Below are 21,610 nucleotides of genomic sequence, written 5' to 3'. Positions count from 1 at the left end.
GGAAGAAGGCAAACCGGTGACCCCATGACGGAAACGCATTCCCTTACCCAACTCGGCGCCCTGTCGGCCGTGCCGGAATCGCCCGACGCGGCGGTCCTGGAACGGGTGCCGAATCCGCAGCCGGGTGTGCGCTACATGGCGCGCTTCACCTGCCCGGAATTCACTTCGCTCTGCCCGGTGACCGGTCAGCCGGATTTCGCTCATCTGGTCATCGATTACCTGCCGGGCGACTGGCTGATCGAAAGCAAGTCGCTGAAGCTTTACCTGGCGTCATTCCGCAACCACGGCGCCTTCCACGAGGATTGCACTGTCGCCGTGGCGCTGCGGCTGGTCGCGGCCATCGAACCGCAATGGCTGCGCATCGGCGGCTACTGGTATCCGCGCGGCGGCATGCCGATCGACGTGTTCTACCAGACCGGTCCGGCGCCGGAGGACCTCTGGATTCCCGACCAGGGCGTGGCACCCTATCGTGGGCGGGGATAGACGGAATACGGGGGCTGCCGCGCGCGAAGAGATTAGCACCTTCGCGCTCGCCGCGGGATTCGATACGGTCGGCTTCGCGCCCGCGACGGGCGCGCCGCAATCCGCCGGCCGCCTGAAGGAATTCCTCGCATCCGGGATGCAGGGCGACATGGACTGGCTGGAAGCGACGGCGGACCGGCGGGGCTGTCCGGATGCGCTGTGGCCGGACGCCCGATCCGTTGTGGTGCTGGGTATGAACTACGGTCCGGAGTGCGATCCGCTGGCGATCCTGGACCGGCGCGACCGGGGCGGCATTTCCGTTTATGCGCAGGGGCGCGACTATCACGACGTTGTCAAGAAACGCCTGAAACGCGTGGCGCGCTGGATGCACGAATATTTCTCCGCAGAGGTGAAGGTTTTTGTCGATACGGCGCCGGTGATGGAAAAGCCGCTGGCAATGCAGGGCGGGATCGGCTGGCAGGGCAAGCATTCCAACCTGGTATCCCGGGAATTCGGGTCCTGGCTGTTCCTGGGTGAAATTTTCACGGCGCTGGAACTGCCTCCCGATCCTCCGGAAACGGATCATTGCGGCGCCTGTTCCCGCTGCCTGGATATCTGTCCGACGCAGGCGTTTATCGCACCCTACCGGCTCGACCCAAGGCGCTGCATCTCCTACCTGACGATTGAGCATAAAGGCCACATTGCGGCGGAATTCCGCGAAGCCATGGGCAACCGGATTTATGGTTGCGACGACTGCCTGGCGGTGTGTCCCTGGAACAAGTTCGCCCGAGCCACTGGGGAGCCTGCGCTGATGCCGCGCGACACGCTTTCCGCGCCGCGCCTGGCGGAACTGGCCCGGCTGGACGACGCGGCGTTTCGAGCCTGTTTCGCCGCCTCGCCGGTAAAACGAACGGGACGCGACCGGTTTGTGCGCAATGTGCTGATCGCCATCGGCAATTCGGGCAACCCGGACAATGCCGTCGTCGTTCGCGAGAGGCTGGGGGATGAATCGCCGCTGGTCCGCGCCATGGCTGTCTGGGCGTTGCGCCGGCTGCTGCCGCCGCCCGAATTTGCCGGTATCCGGCAGGCATGGCGGGATGCCGAAACGGACCCCGATGTGATTGCGGAATGGGATGCGCCAGCCGCCTGAACTGACTTTCTGACGCTCCACCGTCACGCTGCCATGACGTGACGGTGGAGCCGGAGACGTTTCCCTTTTAGACACGCGTCAGTTTGGGAGGGAGAAACGCGCAACAGTAGCGGGAGGGAAGCGGGTCCCGTCTCCGGTTGGTCAGAAGGAGGCTGAAATCCCGATAATGCCGCGGGAATCGCAGATATTGCTGCCGCAGGTGGTCTCGTCGATATCCGTGTCGACATAATTGGCGCTGAGCGACAGGTTGGACATCTTCGAATGCAGCGTGCCAAGGTCGAAGCTGAGGCCGATTGTCCAGGTCGTGTAATCCGGCAGGGCAAAGACGGCGTTGTCGTCGATGTTCTGGCGGCCGATCAATGCGCTGGCGGTAAAGCCGACGGGCAGGGGCACTTCCACATTGGCTTCGTAATAATGCGCATCGCCGCTTTCGTTGAAGAAATCGGGCGAATAGGCATAGGAAAGACCGAAGGAAGCAAAGCCGGCATCATAGCCGATTTTCGGGGAGAATTCCCAGAAATTGTATTCGCGGGCCGACGACGCAGCGGGATAGGCGTAATAGATGAAGCCCAGATCATAGGTGAAACCACCGATGCTGCCGCCGTACCCGCCATAGACATCCACTTCGAGCGACGCCTGATCGCCGTCGCCGAAATCGACGCTCGAGCCCCACATGCCGGCATACAGGCCGACATCGTGCGACCAGTCGATCCCGCCCTGAATGGCCGGCTCGTTCGTGGTCTGCGATATGCCGCGATATGTGTAGTCGGAAAACAGCCCGATATTCGCCGAGAAGGTACCGATATCGGCTTCACCATCTGCTGCAATCGCGCTTCCCGAGAACCCTGCCGCTAGCGCCATGGCGCTCGCCGAAAGCCAGGACTTGAACTTCATTACTCTCTCCTCCAGTGTTTTTTCCTTGCGGATTACGCATTTTGACGTCATCGCACTTTGTGCAACTTCAATGCCAAAGAGTTGGAGGAAGTAAGGATTTTCAAGTCATTGAAATATAATAATGTTCTAATATAGCGCTAATTCAGGAAACGGCGCGGGCTGGCTATTATATGAGCGTGTGCATAAAAAAAGGCCGGCTTTCCAATTCTGAAATCCGCCTTTAACACTTTTTTCGGTGCGTTATAATTTTCGTTACATCTGGCGTGCAGGGCCTGATGGCGGGATTCCGCAATGACGCGATCCGATTGCAGGGTTTCGCCGGGTAACGGCATTTCGTCTACATTTTTGACATGACGTTGCGGGAAAAATCCTCGATCTGGCGGTACATCTTCTCGACCGGCAGGCTGAAGGTGACGGCGTTAAGTCCTTGCTTTTCCAGCCCGCGCAGCTGATCGACGATTTCCTCCGGATGTCCGGCGATGCAGAAATTCCGGATCATTTCCGGTGTGATGAAGCGGGCCTCCTCCGGGTCGAGATAGCTGTAATGGCTTTCATGCAGTTTCTGGTGGCGGGTGGCTTCGTCGCGCGACATGTGGAAATCCATGTATTCTTCCCAGATCGGCATGACGTAATCCGGCGGCTCGCGGCCGGTTTCCTTCACGAAGTCGACCAGGTAATGCACGTTGGCCATGATCGCGGAGCCGCATTCGGCGACGACCCGTTCCGATTCCAGCGTCTCTCCCTTTTCCAGCATCAGCAGGTTGACCAGCGCATAGGTCTGGAAGTTTTCCAGTTTGCGCCCGGCCCTGTCCGCGCCCTTCCTTACATTGGCCAACGCTTCGGGAATGGAACCGCCGCGCGGGATGCCGGTGATCAGCCCGTCGCCCAACTCGCCCGCCAGCCCCTGTGCCCGGGGTCCGAAGCCGCCGACCATGATCGGAATATGATGCTCGATGTCGATATAGCCCAGCTCGACATTCTGAAACCGGATCGGGTGCGTGGTGCCGTTCAGCGTGTAGTCCGTTTCCTCACCCGCCAGCAGCGCCTTCACGACGCGGATATATTCGCCGTATTCCCTGATGCGCATGGGGGCCTGTCCCATGGTGCGCATCGCGGTGTTGCCGGTGCCGGTACCGAAAAAGACGCGGCCCGGCGCGATCCGGTTGATCGTCGCGATGCCGCAGGCGGCCACCGGCGCCAGCCGCAACCCCGGAATGGCCAGTCCGGAGCCGAGCCTGATGGTGCGCGTCTGTTGCGCGGCGACAGCCATCGTCGCCCAGATGTTGGAACGGATCAGATGCGTATCGGAAAACCACGCATAGTCGAATCCAAGGTTTTCCGCATGGGAAACATAGCCGATATGATTGATATAACCGCAGCTTACGCCGAATTTCATGATCCTGTCCCAATTCGTTGTTGTATTTGGCCATTACTATATCGACGCAATGGCATTGACGCCAAGCCGGCCTGAACGACCGGCGAGATTATTACTTTACGCGTCGTTGCGGACCGATTTCGCAAATTCCCAGTCGATTTCAAGGTCGAGACCAGATGGGCGTGAAAATGTGTCGCCGAATGCGGCGCGATCAGTACGCCGTTCATTTTGGCGTAATGGGCGATACGCAGGGATTCGGTGAAACCCGCATGGCGTGTCGAATCGAACTGGACGAATTTCAGCGCACCGGAATCGATGAAGTCGCGAACTGTGAAGCGCGTCCATTCCCGTTCGCCATGCGCCAGCGGAATCGGCGAGGCATTCGCCAGCCGCATGAAATCCGTCGGCTGCAGGTGCCAGAACAGCGGTTCCTCCAGCCAGCAGATGTCATAGGGCGCAACCGCATGGGCGAAGCGGATGCAGTTCGCGACATCGTAGGGCGCGTTCATGTCCAGCATCAGCATCACGTCGGGGCCGATGGCGTCGCGGGTCAGCCGGATCCGTGTGATTTCATCGGCCATCGACATAGCGCCGGGCCGCCATGGCCTGGGGCAGCTGGGCCGCGGGGCAGGGGCGCGGGCAGTCCGTCCCAGCCGCGCAGTCCACCCGGGCGTGCGGCGGGAATGAAGAGCGGGTGGACGACAATCCCGGTGATTTTCATGGGTTTCGCCTCGGTTCCCGGTTGTCCGGGTCGGCATGGCAGTTGCGCGCGACCGGTCAAATAAGATAGTCGTCACCTTATACAAGGATGCTGACGTGTCCACGCTGAAATTCCACTGATGGGCGAAATACGGGTCGCCTGCAGCCAACATGCAAGGGAGCCATTTCATGAAGCTTTTCTACACGGGAAACTCACCCTATGCCCGCCGCCCGCGGCTGGCCGTCGCCGAATTCGGACTAGGCGACAAGGTTGAACTGGTTGACGTCAACCCACTGACCGACCCGAACAATGTCCTGTACAGCTACGGCCCGGGGGCCAAGGTGCCGGCGCTGGAAACCGATACGGGCGCCTTCGTTTGCGAGACGCTGCTGATCCTGCGAATTCTGGACGAAGCGTCCGGCAGCAAGATGTATCCGTCCGATCCGGCGGCACGGGGCACCGCTTTCCAGATCGAAGGTATCGCATCCCTGCTGATGGATTCGCTGTTCCTGCGGTCCCATGAAAACCGGCGCGATCCTTCCGAAAAATCGCCCGCCCTCATTGAAAAGGAAACGGGCCGGGCCGCACGGTGTTACGATGCGCTGGAAGGCTTTGCCGGCGAATTGAGCGGCCCGATGAACATGGGGATCCTCAGCGCTGCGGCGTCGCTCGGTTATGCCGACGGTCGCCACCCCGGCGACAAGTGGCGCGACGGTCGGCCGAAACTGGCCGCCTGGTACGCGGACATCGTCAAGCGTCCGTCGCTCGCCAATTCGATGCCGAATTTCGGGTAGATCGGGTCATGGTTCGCCTCGCCGCCCGCGTTTGGCGCGGCGGGGCAATCGCGAACGGCGCCGGTCAGGGCCGCATCGTGTGGGAGCTTCTGCCGGTTTCGCGCAGCGGCGCCGCCATGTCCGCGAAATCGCAGAGCAGCGAACGCGTGTCGCGCGGGTCGACGATTTCCTCGATCAGGAAGGCCTCCGCAGAGCGGAAGGGCGAGCGCAGCTTGCCCAGCCTTTCCTCGATTTCCGCCATCTTGGCGTCGCGGTCGTCTGCCGCGTCCAGGTCGCCCCGGTAGGCGGCCTCGATTCCGCCTTCCAGCGGCAGCGAACCCCAGCGTCCGGACGGCCAGGCGTATCGGGTGCAGAACCGCCCGCCGCTGCGATGCGCGGCGCCGGCAACGCCGAACAGGTTGCGGATGACGACAGCGCACCAGGGCACGGTCGTCTGCCACATGGCGTGCATGGCGCGCACGCCTTCCTTGATCGTGCCGGCTTCCTCGGCCTCCTTGCCGATGTGGAATCCCGGGCAGTCGGCAAGGTAGACGACCGGCAGGTGGAATGTTTCCGCCAGATCGACGAATTTGGCGACCTTGCGGCAGGCATCCGCTGTCCAGCCGCCGCCGTAGGAATACGGATCGCTGGCCATCAGCGCGACCGGCCAGCCGTCAAACCGCGCGAAGCCGGTAATGACAGACTTGCCGTATTGCCGGCCCATTTCGAAGAACGAGCCCTCATCGACCAGCGCCTCGACAATGGGCCGCATCTTGTAGACCTTGCGGATATCGCGGGGAATCGCGTCGATCAGCCATTCGGTGCGGCGGTTCGGGTCGTCATGGCATTCGGCGCGCGGCGGCAGTTCAAAGACCGATGACGGCAGGTAGGACAGGAAACGCCGCGCGCATGCGAAGGCTTCCGCTTCGGTATCGACGGCATGATCGACCGCCCCGGCGCGCAACTGGATCCTGTAGCCGCCCAGCTCGTTCTTTGTGACTTTCTGACCCAGCCGTTCGACCACCGGCGGTCCGGCGACGAACACCGCCGCCTTGTCCTTCAGCATGACGGAGTAGTGCGTGGCGGCGAGATGCGCTGCGCCCAGCCCGGCAACCGACCCCAGCCCCAGCCCGACCCGCGGCACCGTGCCCATGTTGGACACGACCATTTCCCAGCCCGCCGTGCCGGGCACATTCGCGCGGCCCGTGGTTTCGATCGTCTTGACCGAACCGCCGCCGCCGGACCCTTCGACCAGCCGCAGCAACGGCAGGCGCAATTCGTTGGCCATGCGCTCGCACAGCAGGTGCTTGTCCTTGATCGTCGCATCGGCCGAACCGCCGCGCACGGTGAAGTCATCGCCGCCGATAACCACGCGGCGGCCATCCACCATGGCGCGGCCGAACACGAAATTGGACGGCGTCAGCTTTTCCAGGTCGTTGTTGCCGTCATATTCCGCCATGCCGGCGATCTTGCCCAACTCCCGGAAGCTGCCCTTGTCGGCGAGCATGTCGATCCGTTCGCGGATGGTCAGCCTGCCGCCGTCATGCTGGCGTTTGACCCGGTCGGGTCCGCCGAGTTCCTCGGCAAAGGCTTCGCGGCGCTTCAGTTCTTCCAGTTCCGGCTGCCAGGACATCCGTGTTTCCCCCGTTTCATGCTTTTTTTCGATGCTGCGTTTGCAACAGGTTTGAAGCATACGTCAGGAACTTTGGATTATGCTATTCCGGCCTTTCATGGAAAGCGGTCCGGATCACTCTTCGTGCTCCACCGGCCAGTGGCCCCAAGGCGGTGTCGGGGTGAACTTGTCGATCAGGAAATTCACGAATTCCCGCACCTTGGGCGACAGGTGCCGGCGATGCGGATAGATTGCGTAGATCGGCCGCTGGGAGACGACGAATTCATCCAGGCACGATATCAGCCGCCCGGCCTTCAGGTCCGGGACGGCGACGTAGGATGCCAGCTGCGCTATGCCCAGCCCGGCGAGGGTGGCGGCATGCACTGCAATGCCGCTGTTTGCCTCAAACGTGCCTTCTATATGGATCCGGCGGCTCTCACCGTTCGATGAAAATTCCCAGTCGTTGATCGCCTGGGCCGTATTCAGGATCAGGCAGTTGTGATCGCGCAGGTCTTCGGGAACTTTCGGCAGGCCGTGTTTCTCGACATAGGAGGGCGCGGCGCAGACGATCCGGCGGTCCATGCCAAGCCGCCGCGCCACCAATGTCGAATCGCTGAGTTCGGCGATACGGATCGCGACATCGACGCCTTCCTGCACCAGATCGACCATCGTATCGGACAGCGAAAGCTGCATGCTTATTTCCGGGAACCTGCCGAGAAATTCCGGCAGTAGCGGTACGACCTGTTGCCGCCCGAAAGTCGTTGAGCAACTGACCCGCAGGATGCCGCGGGGCGCGCCGCCACGGTTCGAGATCATGGCCTCGGTTTCGGCGATTTCGGCGAGGATCGAGACAGCCCGCTGGTAATAAGCCTCGCCCTCGTCCGTCATGCTGAACCGGCGCGTGGTGCGATTCAGCAACCGGACGCCGAGCCGGTCCTCCAGCCGGGAAATCTGCTTGCTGACGGCCGATGGCGTCAGGTGGAGCGTGCGCGCCGCCGATGAAAACCCGGCTTCCCGGACGACGGTCACAAAGGCCGCCATTTCACTGCTTTGATCCATGTGGCCTCCATTGGTTCCCGTATTTCACAATATATTTGAATAATTCGAGATTGTTAATCAACAAGAAAATATTATGTTGCATTGCAACAGAGGACGTCATGGTGCGTTCTACCAGAGTGGAGTTGGAAAGGAAAAAATGATGACACAATTTGGCCCCGTTGACCCGAAGACCCTCGATCAGGCGATCCGCAATGCGCACCAGTTAAGGAGCGAGGAGTTCCATAGAGTTATGGTATCCCTTTGGAGTGGACTCAGCAACTTCTTCAAGGCGCTCGGCGAAGGCATCGCAGCCGGACGGAAGGCGAACGATATCGTCTGATTGATCGAAGCCATGCATTTCGGGAATTGCTGCAATGCAATATTCGCGAAGCTGATGCTATCGGATATTCAGGTCAGAAAAAGGGCGCCGGACTGCCTTCAAGCCGGCGCCCTTTTTTGATTTGGCGCCGATGCTCCGGTTTCTTTTTTCCGGGCAGCCGCTACAATGCGTCCCAAAGCGGGCGGAGGAGCGGGTGAATGCTGACAGACGCGCAGATCGCACAATATCGGGAAAAGGGCTATGTCGTGCCCGATTACCGGCTTTGCGAAGAAACGCTGGAGTCCATCAAAAAGGACCACGACCGCCTGCTGGCGCGATATCCAGCGTTCCGGGACAATTGTTCGGCGCTGCTGTCCTATGACCTGGCCTTCCTGAACTACGCCCGCGACCCGAACATCCTGGATATGGCCGAACAACCGATCGGCCCGGATATCGCGCTAACCTTGCCGGCGCGGTGCGGGCAGTGAAAAATTTCCGGTACTGGCTGGTCATCGTTGTGGCCGGTATCGTGATTCTGTTCACGTTGCAGAATACTGCGACGGTCGAGGTGAATTTTCTGCTCTGGACGTTGTCATTGCCAGGCGCGCTACTTCTTTTCGTGCTGTTCGGGGCTGGTATACTGGTCGGCCTGCTGATGGCGCGCGTCCAGCACAGGCGGCATGACGATCCGCGTTGACCCAAATACGACAAGTGCGAGCTTTGTCCGGCACGACGCGCCGGACCGGAGGACCCCAGATGACAGCCGACAGCAATACCGTCCCGCCACTCCTGTTCACGCCCGTCAGCCTGCGTGGCGTGACCGCGAAGAACCGGATCGTGGTGTCGCCGATGTGCCAGTACAATTCCGTAGACGGCGGGCCGGGCGACTGGCAGATGGCGCATCTCGGGCGGTTGGCTTTCGGCGGCGCGGGAATCATTTTCGGCGAGGAAACAGCCGTCGAGGCGCGCGGCCGCAAGACCTATGATTGCGCGGGAATCTGGCATGACCGTCATGTTCCGCAATACAGCCGTATCAACGATTTCATCCGCCAACAGGGCGCGGTGCCGGCAATCCAGCTTGGCCATGCGGGACGCAAGGCGTCCTGTCACGGCGCCACCGAGGACTGGCGCCCGCTGACGGATGAAGATGCAAAGGACGGGTTTGTGCCGTGGCAAGGGCTGGCGCCCAGCGCGCTGGACCAGTTGCCGCGCCGGTTTACACCAAAGGAAATGGACCGTGACGATATCCGCACGGTGCTGGATGCCTGGCGCGAGGCGACGCGCCGCTCGATGGATGCGGGCTACGATATTGTCGAGGTGCATGGCGCGCATGGCTACCTGATCCATCAGTTCCTGTCGCCCATCAGCAATCATCGCACGGATGCCTATGGCGGCGACCTGGAAGGCCGCATGCGGTTCGCACTGGAAGTGGCGGAAGTCACCCGCGACGCCTGGCCGTCCGACAAGCCGGTGTTCTTCCGTGTGTCCTGCGTCGACGGGAAGGGCGGAATCTGGGGGCTGGAGGACACCGTTCAATTGGCCCGGGCCCTGAAGGAACGGGACATCGACCTGGTCGATTGTTCCTCCGGGGGCATCACCGGCGATACCGATATGCCGATGGTGCCGCGCATCGTCCAGTTTCAGGCGGGCTTCGCCGAACGCATCCGTCGCGAAGCCGGTATCATGACGATCGCTGTTGGCGGTATTACCACCGCACAGGAAGCCGAGACGATATTGCGGCAGGGTCAGGCGGATCTGGTCGGCGTCGCGCGGGAATTTATCTGGAATGCGGACTGGGCGGCGCATTGCGCCAAGGAACTGGGCGCGCCCGATCCCTATGGCCAGATGCCGCATGAATACGCCTATCGCCTGCGACTGCGCGACAAGGCGAAGGATATGCCGATCAACCAGGGCGGTGCCGTGACCCAGGCCGCCTACGAGCGGATTTTCGGCGCGCGATGAACTCAGCGCCGTTGCGGAAGGATCACGATCTGCCGGTCGTCCCGGCGTTGCGGCACCGTAACAGCTGCAATGGCGCCGACCGTTCCAGGAACAAAATGACCGGCGGGTCGTTCACGGAATAATCCCAAATCCAACCCGAGGAGGTGAAAGGTGAACAGTGCCGGAGACGATCGCGAGCAGGTAAAGCGTGACCCGAGGACCGAATTCGGAACGCCCGAGGCGGTGCTGAACGATGCGTCGCTGAGCAATGGGCAGAAAATCGAAATACTGCGCGGCTGGGAGTACGATGCGGTCGAGGAATCCGTGGCTCAGGAAGAGGGGATGATCGGCGGCGATCCCCCCATGATTCAGCGTGTGCAGCAGGCCCTGGACACCCTGTTGGCCAGCGACGGCGAAACCAAGACAGGCCCGACCAAACATGGCGGGATTGGCGACAGTCCGGCAAAGGAATCCTGAAAGGGAAGTCAGATCAGATCGTGCCTGACGGGGAATCGACTCTGGCGATCTCACCAGAACTGATGTGCTTATAGAGGTCACGGGCAAACTGATTGGCCTGGATCAAGACGGCGTGGTTTCTGAAGAGGCGTTATGCGCAGGACGTTCATTTTCATGGTCTGCCGAATGCTGCGCGCCGATTGCCGATGACCGAAGAAGCCGCCAAAGCGTGTGTGATTCCGGGATTACAGACAATCTGGGGCCCGACGTCTACGTGAAATGGCGGGCGTCCGAACCGGGCAGTATCACGGAAAGCCTTGAAGACAGGCTTCTGTTCGCCAAGACGATATTCTGTTTCATGGACGATCCGACCGAGGGCTTCGTCGAAATAGCCCTTGTCCGTTGCACGGGCGGACGGCTGGTAATCAGTGAGTTGGGACGCTGGAGTTTCTGGGCGTCCCGGATGGGATATGCCGGCGCTACCTGAATTTCGGCGTTGCCGTACGCCCGCGGCGGGAGAGCCTTGCCCTGCGGAGTCTTTCGGCTTAGAGACAGAATCGTGTCTAGTCCTGGCTTGGGAGCCGCTTGAAATCTCTCCGGCATGGTCGCCGTGTCGCCCGGCACGGTCAGTCATCCCTGCTTTTTACGGGCCCGCCATCATGTGTCGGCCCAAACGCGGAGAAAAGGTTTGAGTAACGGCAATAGCGCAGGTGTGCGGTCGGGCGGCGCCCTGTCGCAGGGCGAATTTGTCGTCATGCTGGCATTGCTGATTTCGCTGGTCGCGCTTTCGATCGATGCCATGCTGCCGGCCCTGTCGGAAATCGGCAGGGACCTCGGCGTTGCGCAGGCCAATGACAGCCAGCTTGTCGTGACCTTCCTGTTCGTCGGGTTGATGATCGGGCAACTTATCTATGGCCCCCTGTCCGACAGTATCGGGCGCAAACGCGCCATCTATGCGGGCCTGGCGCTGTATATGTCCGGCTGCGTGCTGTCGACGATGGCGTGGAATTTCGAGGTGATGCTGGCCGGCCGTGTCCTGCAGGGGCTGGGCGCGGCGGCATCCCGGATCGTGACGATCGCACTGGTGCGCGACCAGTATTCCGGGCGCGCAATGGCCCGTATCATGTCCCTGGTGATGTCGGTTTTCATCATCGTGCCGGCGCTGGCGCCGCTGCTGGGGCAGGCGATTCTGCTGGTCGCGTCCTGGCGCGCCATATTCGGCATGTTGCTGACGCTTTCGGCAATCGGTTTTGTCTGGTTCGCACTGCGCCAGCCCGAAACCCTCGCGCCGGAGAACCGCAAGCCGTTTTCCCTCGCCGTCATCCTGCGCAGCGTTCTGGAAATTCTGCGCAACCGTCAATCCCTGGGTTATATGGTTTCGGCGGGACTCGTGTTCGGCGCCTTCATCGGCTATCTGTCCTCGGCGGCGCAGGTGATGCAGGTGCAATATGGCCTCGGTATCCGGTTTCCGTTCTATTTCGGGGCCCTGGCGCTGGGGATCGGTGCGGCGGCCTTCACCAATTCCAGGCTCGTCATGCGGTTCGGCATGCGGCGGCTGACGACGATTGCCCTGACGGTGATGGGATCCGCGTCGATCACCTTTTTCTGCGTGTCCTTCTGGCAGGCGGGCCATCCGCCCCTGTGGTCGCTGATGACCTGGGGAATGGTCAATTTCTTCTGCTTTGGCATGCTGATGGGCAATTTCAATGCCATGGCAATGGAGCCGCTGGGCCATATCGCGGGAGTCGGCGCCGGGGTCGTGACGTCGTTCACGACCATTTCCGGCGTCGTCCTGGGTACCGTTATCGGACAATCCTATGACGGCACGGTCCTGCCGCTGATCGGCGGGTTTGCCCTGTTCAGCAGCATGTCGCTGGCCGTGAAATTGTGGGTCGATTCGGGTCTCACCCGCGAAACCTGACCCGGCGGCATGCGCAATAGCCCTGTATCGGTAAAGAAAACTTGATTTTGTATTGACCAGATAGCGGCCTAAATTCCGGGCCGGAAACGGAACTGAATCTACAGGGCGATGCAGGTGCGGCGATCGGTTTTCAGGCGGAAAATGGTCTTTCTCCTGCTGGCGCTTGCCGGAATGCAGGCGTCGCCGGCTGTTCGCGCATCGGTCGATACGGTACGCACCGACAATGTGACGGCGCGGCTGGTCGCGTCTGCGGAACGCGTGAAGCCCGGCGATACCGTGTCGGTCATGCTGCATCAGGACATCCGCGACGGCTGGCATACCTACTGGAAAAATCCGGGCGACAGCGGTCAGGAAATCGCCCTTGAATGGTCATTGCCGGAAGGTGCCGTCGCGACGCCGATCCGCTGGGCGGCGCCGGAACGAATCGAGTTCGCCGGGCTGGTCAATCATGGTTACAGCGGCCGTGTCGGACTGATCAGCGATATCACGGTTCCGGCGGACTGGCCGGCCGGAACGGCGTTTCCGGTAAAGGCGGAAGCGACCTGGCTGGTCTGCGAGAAGATCTGCATTCCTGAATCCGGTGTCTTCGCGATTGACCTGCCCACGGGCGGCGAAACCGTGGCGAACAGCGCCGATGCGGCATTGTTCGCGGCGGTGCGCGGCACCGTCCCGGCCGCATCGCCCTGGCCGTATTCAGCGACCGTATCCGGCAACGCGGTAACCCTGGCGTTCGATGCTCCGGGCCTGTCGATGGCGCGACTGTCACAGGCGCACTTCTTCGCCGAAGCGTGGGGTGTGATAGAACACGCTGCGGCGCAGCATTTAAGCTATGACGCGCCAGTATTGCGCCTGACGATGCAGCGTGGCGAAATCCCTGCGCCGGATCGGCTTTCCGGCGTGCTGACGCTACGGGAGGATATCGGGGGCGAACAGGTTCGCCTGGCCTTCGCCATCGACGAGGTGGCACTCGATCCGGCTGCGTCAGCACCTTCTATGATTTCCGCCGAAACGCTGTCCCTGCCGCTGATCCTGGCATTCGCGTTTCTGGGCGGGCTCCTGCTGAACCTGATGCCATGCGTCTTCCCGGTGCTGGCGGTAAAGGCGCTCGGGCTGGTCGGTCATGCGGCGGATTCCCGCGCCGGGCGGCTGCGCGGGGGCCTTGCCTACATGGCGGGCGTATTGTTGGCCTTCGCCCTGCTGGGCATCGTGTTTCTCGCGCTGCGGGCCGGCGGCGCCAGTGTCGGATGGGGCTTCCAGTTGCAGAACCCCGTCGTTGTGGCGGTGCTGGCCTATATCCTGTTCGCGGTCGGGCTGAATCTGGCGGGCGTGTTTCACATCGCCGGTTCCTGGACCGGAATGGGACAGTCGCTGGCGGGGCGATCCGGTGCGACCGGCAGCTTCTTTACCGGTATTCTGGCTGCTGTCGTGGCGGCGCCCTGTACCGCGCCGTTCATGGCGGCCGCTCTTGGCGTTGCGTTCACCCAGTCCGGGCCGGTCGCGATGGCGGCGATACTCATGCTTGGCCTCGGGCTCGGCATGCCGTACCTGCTGCTGACAGCGGTTCCCGGCGCGGCGCGGTTGCTGCCGAAACCAGGGGCATGGATGAATACCCTGAAGCAGGTTTTGGCCTTTCCCCTGTTTGCTTCGGCGGCCTGGCTGATCTGGGTGCTGGCGCAGCAGACGGACCCGGATGCGGTGTTCGCGGTCCTGCTGGGAATGACCGCGCTGGGTTTCGCCCTGTGGCTGTTCGGGCAGGGCGGCGGCGCCGTCCGGCGCGGCGTGGCGATGGTATCGGTTGCCGCCGCGCTGTTTCTGGCTGGCGCAATCCAGCCTGCCGATACCGCCGTCGCCGTTATCCAACCCGATGGGGCCGAGCGCTATTCGGAGGCGCGGCTCGAGGCGCTGCGGGCGGAAGGCCGGCCCGTGCTGGTCAACATGACGGCGGCCTGGTGCATCACCTGCAAGGTGAACGAGCGCGTGGCCCTGTCCAGCGAAGCGTTTCATGCCGCCCTTGCCAAATCGGGCGCCGCCTATCTGGTTGGCGACTGGACCCGCGAGGATCCGGAAATCACCGCGCTGCTGCGCCGTCACGACCGGGCGGGCGTGCCCCTGTACGTGCTGTTTTATCCCGACGAACGGCCGCCAATGGTGCTGCCGCAGATTCTAACCGTATCGATGGTGGTCGATGCACTGCACCAAATCTGAACGATCCATTTCCCACGGAAAGGAGACGCCCATGAAATTACTGAACCGGCGAATAATGCTCGGCTTGGCGGTTGCGGTCGCTGCCGTCTTCACAAGCGGGACCGGACAGGCGGCGGGTACGGCGAAGGTCGATGCGCCGGCGCCGGGTTTTGAAGGCGTCGCGGCCAGCGGCCGGACGATCTCGCTGGACGCATATCGGGGCAAAACGGTTGTTCTGGAATGGACCAGCCATGAATGCCCCTATGTCCGCAAACATTACGGCGCCGGCAATATGCAGCAGACCCAGCGGGACGCGCTGGCCAAGGGCGCCGTCTGGCTGACGGTAATCTCCTCCGCACCGGGGGAGGAAGGCTACGTCGAAGCGGCCGAAGCGATGGATATCGTGAAACAGCATGACGCGAACCCGACCGAGATCATCCTCGATCCGAAGGGCGAGATCGGCCGGATGTACGGCGCACGCACCACGCCCCATATGTATATCGTGGATCCTGACGGAGTCCTGAAATACATGGGCGGGATCGACAGTATTCCTTCCGCGCGTCAATCCGATATCCCGAAGGCGACAAATTACGTCACCGTGGCGCTGAACGAGTTGGCGGCAGGCAAGCCAGTCTCCAATCCGGTCACCAGGGCATATGGCTGTAGCGTCAAATATGCCTGGTAGGCTGCCGCGCCGTGTGCGCGGTTTCATCTTGACGATTGTTGTTGGGGCGGGCCACCGGCATCGAAACGGCGTCACCGCGCCGGAAAGCCGCGGGCATCGCCGAAAGGAGGCAAGATGACGGACGATCAGATTCGGGGCGTTCGACGGCGCTGGCTTCTGGCGGGCGCCGGCGCGGGGCTGACGCTGGCTACCCTGCCGCTTCGTGCGGAATCGGCGCTGACGCCATCCTGCAACGATCCCGTCGATGTCACGGCGTCCCAGAGCGAAGGACCGTTTTACACGCCCGATTCACCGTTGAAAGGGGATTTCACCGGCGATACAGCACCGGGCGAAGTGCTTGTGCTACAGGGCTTCGTGCTCGATAGCGCCTGCCGGCCGGTGGCCGGCGCAATGGTCGATCTTTGGCATGCGGACCGGCGCGGGCGCTACGACAACAGCGGCTATGACCTTCGCGGCCACCAGTATGCCGATGATTCCGGCCGTTACCGTTTCACTACCTGCACGCCGGGTGACTATCCCGGCCGCGCCCGCCACTTCCATGTGAAGGTCCGCGCGCCGAAGGGCCTCTTGCTGACGACACAGCTATATTTTCCGGACGATCCCCGTAGGCTCAGCGATTTTGGCTACAGACCGGAACTGGAACTGACGCTCGACGGTGGAAACGGGCGGCGGACCGGACGGTTCGACTTTGTGGTGCGGGTCTGACAGGGGCCGCGAACCTATGGTGTAAACAGCCCTTCGATCATGTCGGGTGGCATGCCCAGCCGGCCGGCAAGGGCCTTACGGTTGACGGCGTCTTCGTCCAGTAGAACGGCGCCGAGCGGCCGGTTGTCGAGCTTCACGTCGGCGAGCAGTTCGCGCTGGGTCACCCTGCCGTTGCCGTCGGTGTCGAACGCCGAGTGCAGCCGTTGTATGCCGATGCCATCGGCCAGTAGCAGGCCCATCATGACCGATCCGCGTTCCTGTGGCGTCATGGAGTTCTGAAACGTGTTAAACCAGCCGCCCAGTTTCTGCCGCAGTTCCTGCAGTTCCACAAGGGTCAGCCCCTGTTCCGGGGAGCGGGCGGCGAATCTCCAGCCGGCATCGATACACTGCTGTGCACGCTGCGAGACGCAGGTCCGCGAGACATCGTGAATGAAGGACTGAACCGCGTTCGCGTCGGAATCCCGGGGGGACTGTTTCGCGAAAGACGGTGCGGCCCAACACAGAAGCAATATCAGTATCACGCGCATTCAGGGACTATCCTTTGGCAATATGGCAATTTTGCGTCGCTCAATTTTAACCTTGCAAGAATATGCTGATCGATTAGGTGTATAAACATTGAAACGAACAGGACCGGTGAAAAGCGGATGCGCAAACATTCAGCGTGGTGGTGCCGCATGATCGCCGTCGGCATGGCGATATCGCTTTGGCCGGCGCACGTATCGGCGCATCCCCATACCTGGATCGACCTGCGCACCGCGGCGATGGTCGATGCGGAAGGGCGGATTGCGGCGCTGCGCGTTCTGTGGACATTTGACGAATTTTATACGGCGTTCGCCACCGAAGGAATGGACAAGGACGGCGACGGTATCCCGGACGACCCCGCGCTGCAGGCGCTGGCGCAGGAATCGGCGAAGGGCCTGAAGGACTATTCCTACTTTACCTTCATGAAAGTGGCGGGAAAGACGGTGGCGACCGGCCCCGCGCGCGATGTCGAATCGACCTTCTTTCAGGGGCGACTGGGTCTCGCCTTTATCCTGCCGCTGGCGCAGCCGATCGACCTCCGCCGGGAAACGCTGGTGTACCGGATCTACGACCCCACCTACTACATTGAGGTGGCGCATATCAAAGACCGCCCGGTTTTGTTTGAAGGCGATGCGCCCGAAAGCTGTACCTACGCCATCGCGGAACCGAAGCCGGATATGAATATTCTGTCACTGGCCCAGTCGCTCGACCAGTCCGAAAGCGCCGGGGATGGCCTGGGCGAATATTTTGCGGAAACAGTGACGCTCCATTGTCCATGAGCAAAGTTGCTATTGGCCGGTGTCTGGCGGTCGTGCTGGCTGTCGGCGCCGCTGGCGCGGTACTCGTGCCGGATGCGGCGCATGCCATTGGAGCGTTCGACTGGGCAGGCGATCAGTGGACACGGTTTTCCGCCTGGGTCTTCGAATCCCAGCGCCAGTACCACAGGGAACTGACGTCATCGGTCCGGGCGGTGAAGGCGGATGCGTCGGTTGCCACAATATGGACGCTGATCCTCGGCAGTTTCGTCTATGGGGTGTTTCACGCTGCCGGTCCCGGACATGGCAAGGCGATCCTTTCCGCCTATCTGCTGACCCATGAAAGTCGGATCCGCCTGGGTGTCTGGATCGCGCTGGCCGCGGCATTGCTGCAAGGGGTGACGGCGGTGATACTGGTCGAAGGGGCACGGGAACTGATTGGCTGGTCCACTCGTGATGCCTATGCCGCGTCCGGAACGCTGGAAAGCCTTAGCTTCGCGCTGGTCGCGGCGCTGGGTGCGATGCTGGCCTGGCGTGGGATGCAGGCGTTCCGCCGGTCCCGCGGGGCTGGCCGGGCGGCTGTGATCCATGATCATCACGGTCATCCGCTGGAAGCGCATGACCATGACCATGACCATGACCATGACCATGACCATGCAACCTGTCATGGGGGCCATGTTCATGTTCCGACACCGGATCAACTGGCGCAACAGGGCTGGCGGACGATTACGGGCATGGTGCTGTCCATCGGTATCCGGCCCTGCAGCGGCGCGGTTATGGTGCTGATCGTCGCTGGGCTGATGGGGCTGCGAGTGCCGGGCATGCTGGCCGTTCTGGCGATGTCGCTGGGCACGGCGGCGGCCGTGGCGGGGCTTGCCGTACTTGCGGTCGGCGCCCGCAATCTGGCCACGTCGCTGGCGCGAACCCGGTATGACAACCTGGCGCTGGCGACGCATCTTTTCGCCACGGTCGGCGGATCCATGATTGCCCTGATGGGCATCCTGCTGTTTTGGGGATCGCTTGGACCGGCCCATCCCCTCCTGCCGTGAAGTGCCGGAAAGCCGCAATGCAAATTCGGGTTGGCGATCTCCCTGAGTCTGAAATCGCCGCGCTGTAGCAGGCGCATCTATTCGATATCAGTTGACGTGTTATCCTCTATCCCATAATGTTATAATATAACATTGTTTAAAGGATCAACCGATGCTTTGCTTCCTCTGCCGCGCCGTCCCTGCACTCGCGATGGTTTTCCTGCTCCCCGTTACCGCCACAGCGTCATCCGGGGTGGTGGCGTCCGTCCTGCCGGTGCATTCGCTGGTGGCCGGGGTGATGCAGGGTGTTGGCGCGCCGCAATTGCTCGTTACCGGCGCCGCGTCGCCGCACGACTTCGCCCTGACTCCCAGCGCAGCGCGGGCGCTGCAATCCGCCAGTGCGGTATTCTGGGTCGGCGCCGGCCTGGAAACCTTCCTGGTAAAGCCGCTGGCGGCCCTGTCGCAGGACGCGGCCGTCGTGGCGCTCGGCACACATGTGCCTCTGCTGGAAGGCCGTGAAGGCGGTAGTTGGGAGGCGCATGACGAGGCCGGCCATCAGGAATCGGAACACAAAGAAGCCGACCATAATCATACGGACCACAAGGATTCAGGACACCGGGAAGCCGACCACGGGGCTACCCGCCATTCCGGAAGTGAAAGCGGGCATCACGGGCATGAAGGGCATCACGATCACGATCACGATCACGATCACGATCACGATCACGCCAGGGACCTGCATGTCTGGCTTGACCCGGTGACTGCGCAGGCGATGGTTCGAGTCATCGTCGCGACGCTGCAGAAAACCGATCCGGCGAATGCCCCGGCCTATGCCGCCAATGGTGAAGCGCTATTGCGGCGGCTCGATACGCTGGATAAAGGTTTGCGCGATACCCTGGCGCCAGTCCGCACAATCCCCTACATCGTGTTTCACGATGCGTACCAGTACTTCGAGCGCCGTTACGGTATGAATGCTGTCGGGTCCCTGACCATCAGCCCGGAGCGCAGCCCTGGTGTGAAGCGGCTGTATGAAATCCGGGAAAAAATCCACGCGACCGGCGCACGCTGCGTATTCGCCGAACCGCAATTCGCGCCGGCGCTGGTTGCGACGGTGCTGGAAGGTACACAGGCGAAGGCTGGCACCCTGGACCCGGTCGGCGCGGAAATTCCGCCGGGCCCGGACGCCTATTTCACACTGCTGGAAAATCTCGCAGCCGGACTGCGCACATGCCTTGGCGGCCCCGGCTGAGCTTGCTCATGAAGCGTGCCAGGACTTCTTGCCGTATTCCGGTGTCACGATGTCGAATACGACGCCGTTGGGGTCGCGGAATTTGAGCTCCGACATGCTTTCCGGGCGCGACGGCAGCTTCATGTGATACTTGCCGCCATTGGCCTCAACCGTCTTGCTGGATTCTCCGATATCGTCGACGACGAATCCCATGTGGTGCAAACCGTGGAAGTCCTTGCCGCGCTCGTCGCCGGCCTGCTCGTCCGTCCTGAATTTCAGGATCGCGAGACTGACCGTACCGTCTGACAGAATGATCGCAATGTCCGATTCCCGGACCCGGTGCATGTCGAAGGTCTTCTCGTAGAACTGCGCCGCCGCTTCCAGATCGGGAACCGTGACGCCGATATGTCGAAGTTTTCCCATGTGTCTCTCCCTGCGCGTTATGCGTGATTCAGAAGTTATGCTGATCTGATGGGGCGGCGCCTGTCAAGCAGCGGCGCCGCTTCCCGGCCAATGATCAGTGAACCTTCTCGCCCAGTACCCTGACTTCCCGCTGCGGGAACGGAATATTGATGCCATTGGCCTTCAGCGCCGTCCAGATCATCAGGTTCAGGTCGCCGCCGACCCGGTTTTCACCGTCATCGATACCGATCATCCAGAATTCGACAAGGATTTCGATCCCGGAATCGCCGAATTTTTCGATTTCGGCATCGGGCCGTTCTTCAATGGGCAGGTCGTTGCCGCTGAGCACCTTGGGATGGCTCGCGACGACGTCGCGAACGATGTCGAAGAGCTTTTCCAGGTCCGTGTCATAGGCAACCTGGAAATACAGCGAATATCGTTGCTTGCGGTTGTTGTGGGTCCAGTTGGTGAAGGCGGTGGTGATGAAGCGTTCATTCGGGACCATGATGTCCTTGCCGTCGAAGGTTTCCAGCGTTGCTGAACGCATGGTCAGTTCGCGCAGGACACCGGTACGGCCGTCTTCCAGTTCGATGTAGTCGCCGATACTGATGGTGCGGTCGAGCAGGATGATGATACCCGAAATGAAATTCGAGGCGATCTGCTGCAATCCAAAACCGAGGCCGACGCCAAGCGCGCCGCCGAACACCGCCAGCGCCGTCAGGTCGATGCCCATCACATTCATCAGCAACAGGAAGATCAGCACAAAAATGCCGATCTCGAACAGCTTGGCGATGACCTCGCGCGTGCCGGCGTCCATTGCGTCGCGATTGCGGATCAGCCGCTGGCCGGTGGCGTTCGACACACGGCCGAGCCAGAACAGGACGATGCCGAAAATGAAGGTGCGCAGGACCGCGTAAAGCGATATCCGGATGTTGCCTATTTCAAACGAGATGCTGTCGAGATGTTCCGTAAATATGCTCAACCAGCCGGCGATATACAGCAGGGCAATGGGAACGCCGATCCATTTCAGGATGAAGGTGATCGTCTTGTTGCTTATGAAGTGATTGGCGAGACTGTAGACGAGGTAGATAAAGGCCACGCCCTGCGCCGCTCGGACAAGCCAGAAGCTGCCTATCGCTTCGGCGCTGACCGGCGTGGCGATGCCGAGCATTATGGCGGCCATCAGCACGGGCACCAGTGCGCCGGCATTGTGTATCGTCATGCGGAGGTCGAGGTAATTGCCCGATTGCGGTTCTTCGCGGAAAATCCGTATTCGGGAAACGACGCTTTTTGACAGGATCCACGATACGATCAGGGCCGTCAGTACAATGCCAATCTGGAGATAGAAGGCGGAACTCACCAGATGGGCGAGCGCATCCTTCTGGGCGGCCTGGGCCCATTCGGTCAGTTGTTGCATTCCATGGTCCCCGGTCCGTTCTTCGCTACCCGGACCGAATATGCCA

Annotated in this window: 24 protein-coding genes; 16 read left to right on the top strand and 8 right to left on the bottom strand. The window is 61.5% G+C overall.

Features of this window, described 5'->3' with window-relative positions:
- Positions 1-24: 24 nt before the first annotated feature.
- Positions 25-483 (top strand): preQ(1) synthase, encoded by a 459-nt coding sequence (queF, locus tag WD767_13300; GenBank protein ID MEX2617066.1) that lies wholly within the window; start codon positions 25-27, stop codon positions 481-483.
- Complete coding sequence (gene queG, locus WD767_13295) at positions 470-1,612, top strand: tRNA epoxyqueuosine(34) reductase QueG (protein MEX2617065.1); 1,143 nt, start codon at positions 470-472, stop codon at positions 1,610-1,612. Before queF ends, queG begins: the two co-directional genes overlap by 14 nt.
- A gap of 141 nt (positions 1,613-1,753) precedes the next feature.
- On the opposite strand, the gene WD767_13290 is transcribed toward queG, so the two are convergent.
- The 3 genes from WD767_13290 to WD767_13280 all read right to left on the bottom strand — a co-directional run bounded on the left by WD767_13290 (position 1,754) and on the right by WD767_13280 (position 4,468).
- Positions 1,754-2,506, bottom strand: coding sequence for a TorF family putative porin (locus WD767_13290; GenBank protein MEX2617064.1), 753 nt, complete (start codon positions 2,504-2,506; stop codon positions 1,754-1,756).
- A 337-nt stretch (positions 2,507-2,843) separates the two neighbouring features.
- Positions 2,844-3,902 carry an LLM class flavin-dependent oxidoreductase gene (locus WD767_13285; protein MEX2617063.1) on the bottom strand — a complete coding sequence of 353 codons (1,059 nt, stop codon included), beginning with the start codon at positions 3,900-3,902 and terminating at the stop codon, positions 2,844-2,846.
- The gene (locus WD767_13280) at positions 3,899-4,468 is read right to left on the bottom strand and encodes an enolase C-terminal domain-like protein (protein ID MEX2617062.1); all 570 of its coding nucleotides are present in this window, start codon (positions 4,466-4,468) and stop codon (positions 3,899-3,901) included. Before WD767_13280 ends, WD767_13285 begins: the two co-directional genes overlap by 4 nt.
- A gap of 301 nt (positions 4,469-4,769) precedes the next feature.
- Here WD767_13280 and WD767_13275 point away from each other — a divergent pair, with 301 nt between their 5' ends.
- Positions 4,770-5,375, top strand: coding sequence for a glutathione S-transferase N-terminal domain-containing protein (locus WD767_13275; protein MEX2617061.1), 606 nt, complete (start codon positions 4,770-4,772; stop codon positions 5,373-5,375).
- 64 nt (positions 5,376-5,439) lie between these two features.
- Here WD767_13275 and WD767_13270 read toward each other — a convergent pair whose 3' ends face one another.
- A complete protein-coding gene (locus tag WD767_13270) occupies positions 5,440-6,987 on the bottom strand; it encodes a carboxyl transferase domain-containing protein (GenBank protein MEX2617060.1) in 1,548 nt (515 codons plus the stop codon).
- Positions 6,988-7,101: 114 nt separating this feature from the next.
- Positions 7,102-8,025: a LysR family transcriptional regulator gene (locus WD767_13265; GenBank protein MEX2617059.1), complete on the bottom strand. Its 924-nt coding sequence runs from the start codon at positions 8,023-8,025 to the stop codon at positions 7,102-7,104.
- Positions 8,026-8,161: 136 nt separating this feature from the next.
- Between WD767_13265 and WD767_13260 the strand changes: the two genes are divergently transcribed.
- The 10 genes from WD767_13260 (at position 8,162) to WD767_13215 (ending at position 16,215) form a co-directional block, all read left to right on the top strand.
- Positions 8,162-8,344, top strand: a complete 183-nt coding sequence (locus tag WD767_13260) for a hypothetical protein (protein MEX2617058.1) — start codon at positions 8,162-8,164, stop codon at positions 8,342-8,344.
- Between the two features lie 197 nt (positions 8,345-8,541).
- Positions 8,542-8,811, top strand: a complete 270-nt coding sequence (locus WD767_13255) for a hypothetical protein (GenBank protein MEX2617057.1) — start codon at positions 8,542-8,544, stop codon at positions 8,809-8,811.
- Positions 8,808-9,020 carry a LapA family protein gene (locus WD767_13250; GenBank protein ID MEX2617056.1) on the top strand — a complete coding sequence of 71 codons (213 nt, stop codon included), beginning with the start codon at positions 8,808-8,810 and terminating at the stop codon, positions 9,018-9,020. Before WD767_13255 ends, WD767_13250 begins: the two co-directional genes overlap by 4 nt.
- A 59-nt stretch (positions 9,021-9,079) precedes the next feature.
- Entirely contained in the window at positions 9,080-10,285 is a 1,206-nt protein-coding gene (locus tag WD767_13245) for an NADH:flavin oxidoreductase/NADH oxidase (protein MEX2617055.1), read from the top strand.
- 150 nt (positions 10,286-10,435) lie between these two features.
- Positions 10,436-10,741, top strand: a complete 306-nt coding sequence (locus WD767_13240) for a hypothetical protein (protein ID MEX2617054.1) — start codon at positions 10,436-10,438, stop codon at positions 10,739-10,741.
- Positions 10,742-10,949: 208 nt separating this feature from the next.
- The gene (locus WD767_13235; GenBank protein ID MEX2617053.1) at positions 10,950-11,207 is read left to right on the top strand and encodes a hypothetical protein; all 258 of its coding nucleotides are present in this window, start codon (positions 10,950-10,952) and stop codon (positions 11,205-11,207) included.
- Positions 11,208-11,474: 267 nt separating this feature from the next.
- Positions 11,475-12,641 carry a multidrug effflux MFS transporter gene (locus tag WD767_13230; GenBank protein ID MEX2617052.1) on the top strand — a complete coding sequence of 389 codons (1,167 nt, stop codon included), beginning with the start codon at positions 11,475-11,477 and terminating at the stop codon, positions 12,639-12,641.
- A 141-nt stretch (positions 12,642-12,782) separates the two neighbouring features.
- On the top strand, positions 12,783-14,846 hold the full coding sequence (locus WD767_13225) for a thioredoxin family protein (protein ID MEX2617051.1): 2,064 nt from the start codon (positions 12,783-12,785) through the stop codon (positions 14,844-14,846).
- A gap of 31 nt (positions 14,847-14,877) precedes the next feature.
- Positions 14,878-15,510, top strand: a complete 633-nt coding sequence (locus WD767_13220; protein ID MEX2617050.1) for a redoxin domain-containing protein — start codon at positions 14,878-14,880, stop codon at positions 15,508-15,510.
- 114 nt (positions 15,511-15,624) lie between these two features.
- On the top strand, positions 15,625-16,215 hold the full coding sequence (locus WD767_13215; GenBank protein MEX2617049.1) for an intradiol ring-cleavage dioxygenase: 591 nt from the start codon (positions 15,625-15,627) through the stop codon (positions 16,213-16,215).
- 14 nt (positions 16,216-16,229) lie between these two features.
- On the opposite strand, the gene WD767_13210 is transcribed toward WD767_13215, so the two are convergent.
- A complete protein-coding gene (locus WD767_13210) occupies positions 16,230-16,742 on the bottom strand; it encodes a hypothetical protein (GenBank protein MEX2617048.1) in 513 nt (170 codons plus the stop codon).
- A 117-nt stretch (positions 16,743-16,859) separates the two neighbouring features.
- Here WD767_13210 and WD767_13205 point away from each other — a divergent pair, with 117 nt between their 5' ends.
- The 3 genes from WD767_13205 to WD767_13195 all read left to right on the top strand — a co-directional run bounded on the left by WD767_13205 (position 16,860) and on the right by WD767_13195 (position 19,766).
- Complete coding sequence (locus tag WD767_13205) at positions 16,860-17,516, top strand: DUF1007 family protein (GenBank protein ID MEX2617047.1); 657 nt, start codon at positions 16,860-16,862, stop codon at positions 17,514-17,516.
- Positions 17,513-18,541, top strand: a complete 1,029-nt coding sequence (locus tag WD767_13200) for a high frequency lysogenization protein HflD (protein MEX2617046.1) — start codon at positions 17,513-17,515, stop codon at positions 18,539-18,541. Before WD767_13205 ends, WD767_13200 begins: the two co-directional genes overlap by 4 nt.
- A 151-nt stretch (positions 18,542-18,692) precedes the next feature.
- Positions 18,693-19,766, top strand: a complete 1,074-nt coding sequence (locus tag WD767_13195) for a zinc ABC transporter substrate-binding protein (protein MEX2617045.1) — start codon at positions 18,693-18,695, stop codon at positions 19,764-19,766.
- A 6-nt stretch (positions 19,767-19,772) separates the two neighbouring features.
- Here the strand turns inward: WD767_13195 and WD767_13190 are convergent, their stop codons facing one another.
- Together WD767_13190 and WD767_13185 are read right to left on the bottom strand one after the other, a co-directional pair.
- Complete coding sequence (locus WD767_13190; GenBank protein ID MEX2617044.1) at positions 19,773-20,168, bottom strand: VOC family protein; 396 nt, start codon at positions 20,166-20,168, stop codon at positions 19,773-19,775.
- A 94-nt stretch (positions 20,169-20,262) separates the two neighbouring features.
- On the bottom strand, positions 20,263-21,564 hold the full coding sequence (locus WD767_13185) for a mechanosensitive ion channel domain-containing protein (GenBank protein MEX2617043.1): 1,302 nt from the start codon (positions 21,562-21,564) through the stop codon (positions 20,263-20,265).
- Between the last annotated feature and the right edge of the window lie 46 nt (positions 21,565-21,610).

It is taken from the genome of Alphaproteobacteria bacterium (genome assembly GCA_040905865.1).
Classification (GTDB): Bacteria; Pseudomonadota; Alphaproteobacteria; order UBA8366.
The sequence above is the reverse complement of the archived record's forward strand: the minus strand, read 5'-3'. Positions and strand labels throughout refer to the sequence as shown.

Bases quoted from the DNA above. Each gene is read 5' to 3' on its own strand.
- WD767_13270 (MEX2617060.1), bottom strand. From the start codon at position 6,987: ATGTCCTGGCAGCCGGAACTGGAAGAACTGAAGCGCCGCGAAGCCTTT.
- WD767_13260 (MEX2617058.1), top strand. From the start codon at position 8,162: ATGATGACACAATTTGGCCCCGTTGACCCGAAGACCCTCGATCAGGCG.
- queF (MEX2617066.1), top strand. From the start codon at position 25: ATGACGGAAACGCATTCCCTTACCCAACTCGGCGCCCTGTCGGCCGTG.
- WD767_13195 (MEX2617045.1), top strand. From the start codon at position 18,693: ATGCTTTGCTTCCTCTGCCGCGCCGTCCCTGCACTCGCGATGGTTTTC.
- WD767_13275 (MEX2617061.1), top strand. From the start codon at position 4,770: ATGAAGCTTTTCTACACGGGAAACTCACCCTATGCCCGCCGCCCGCGG.
- WD767_13200 (MEX2617046.1), top strand. From the start codon at position 17,513: ATGAGCAAAGTTGCTATTGGCCGGTGTCTGGCGGTCGTGCTGGCTGTC.
- WD767_13280 (MEX2617062.1), bottom strand. From the start codon at position 4,468: ATGTCGATGGCCGATGAAATCACACGGATCCGGCTGACCCGCGACGCC.
- WD767_13285 (MEX2617063.1), bottom strand. From the start codon at position 3,902: ATGAAATTCGGCGTAAGCTGCGGTTATATCAATCATATCGGCTATGTT.
- WD767_13290 (MEX2617064.1), bottom strand. From the start codon at position 2,506: ATGAAGTTCAAGTCCTGGCTTTCGGCGAGCGCCATGGCGCTAGCGGCA.
- WD767_13225 (MEX2617051.1), top strand. From the start codon at position 12,783: ATGGTCTTTCTCCTGCTGGCGCTTGCCGGAATGCAGGCGTCGCCGGCT.
- WD767_13190 (MEX2617044.1), bottom strand. From the start codon at position 20,168: ATGGGAAAACTTCGACATATCGGCGTCACGGTTCCCGATCTGGAAGCG.
- WD767_13205 (MEX2617047.1), top strand. From the start codon at position 16,860: ATGCGCAAACATTCAGCGTGGTGGTGCCGCATGATCGCCGTCGGCATG.
- WD767_13245 (MEX2617055.1), top strand. From the start codon at position 9,080: ATGACAGCCGACAGCAATACCGTCCCGCCACTCCTGTTCACGCCCGTC.
- WD767_13215 (MEX2617049.1), top strand. From the start codon at position 15,625: ATGACGGACGATCAGATTCGGGGCGTTCGACGGCGCTGGCTTCTGGCG.
- WD767_13220 (MEX2617050.1), top strand. From the start codon at position 14,878: ATGAAATTACTGAACCGGCGAATAATGCTCGGCTTGGCGGTTGCGGTC.
- WD767_13230 (MEX2617052.1), top strand. From the start codon at position 11,475: ATGCTGGCATTGCTGATTTCGCTGGTCGCGCTTTCGATCGATGCCATG.
- WD767_13185 (MEX2617043.1), bottom strand. From the start codon at position 21,564: ATGCAACAACTGACCGAATGGGCCCAGGCCGCCCAGAAGGATGCGCTC.
- WD767_13265 (MEX2617059.1), bottom strand. From the start codon at position 8,025: ATGGATCAAAGCAGTGAAATGGCGGCCTTTGTGACCGTCGTCCGGGAA.
- WD767_13210 (MEX2617048.1), bottom strand. From the start codon at position 16,742: ATGCGCGTGATACTGATATTGCTTCTGTGTTGGGCCGCACCGTCTTTC.
- WD767_13255 (MEX2617057.1), top strand. From the start codon at position 8,542: ATGCTGACAGACGCGCAGATCGCACAATATCGGGAAAAGGGCTATGTC.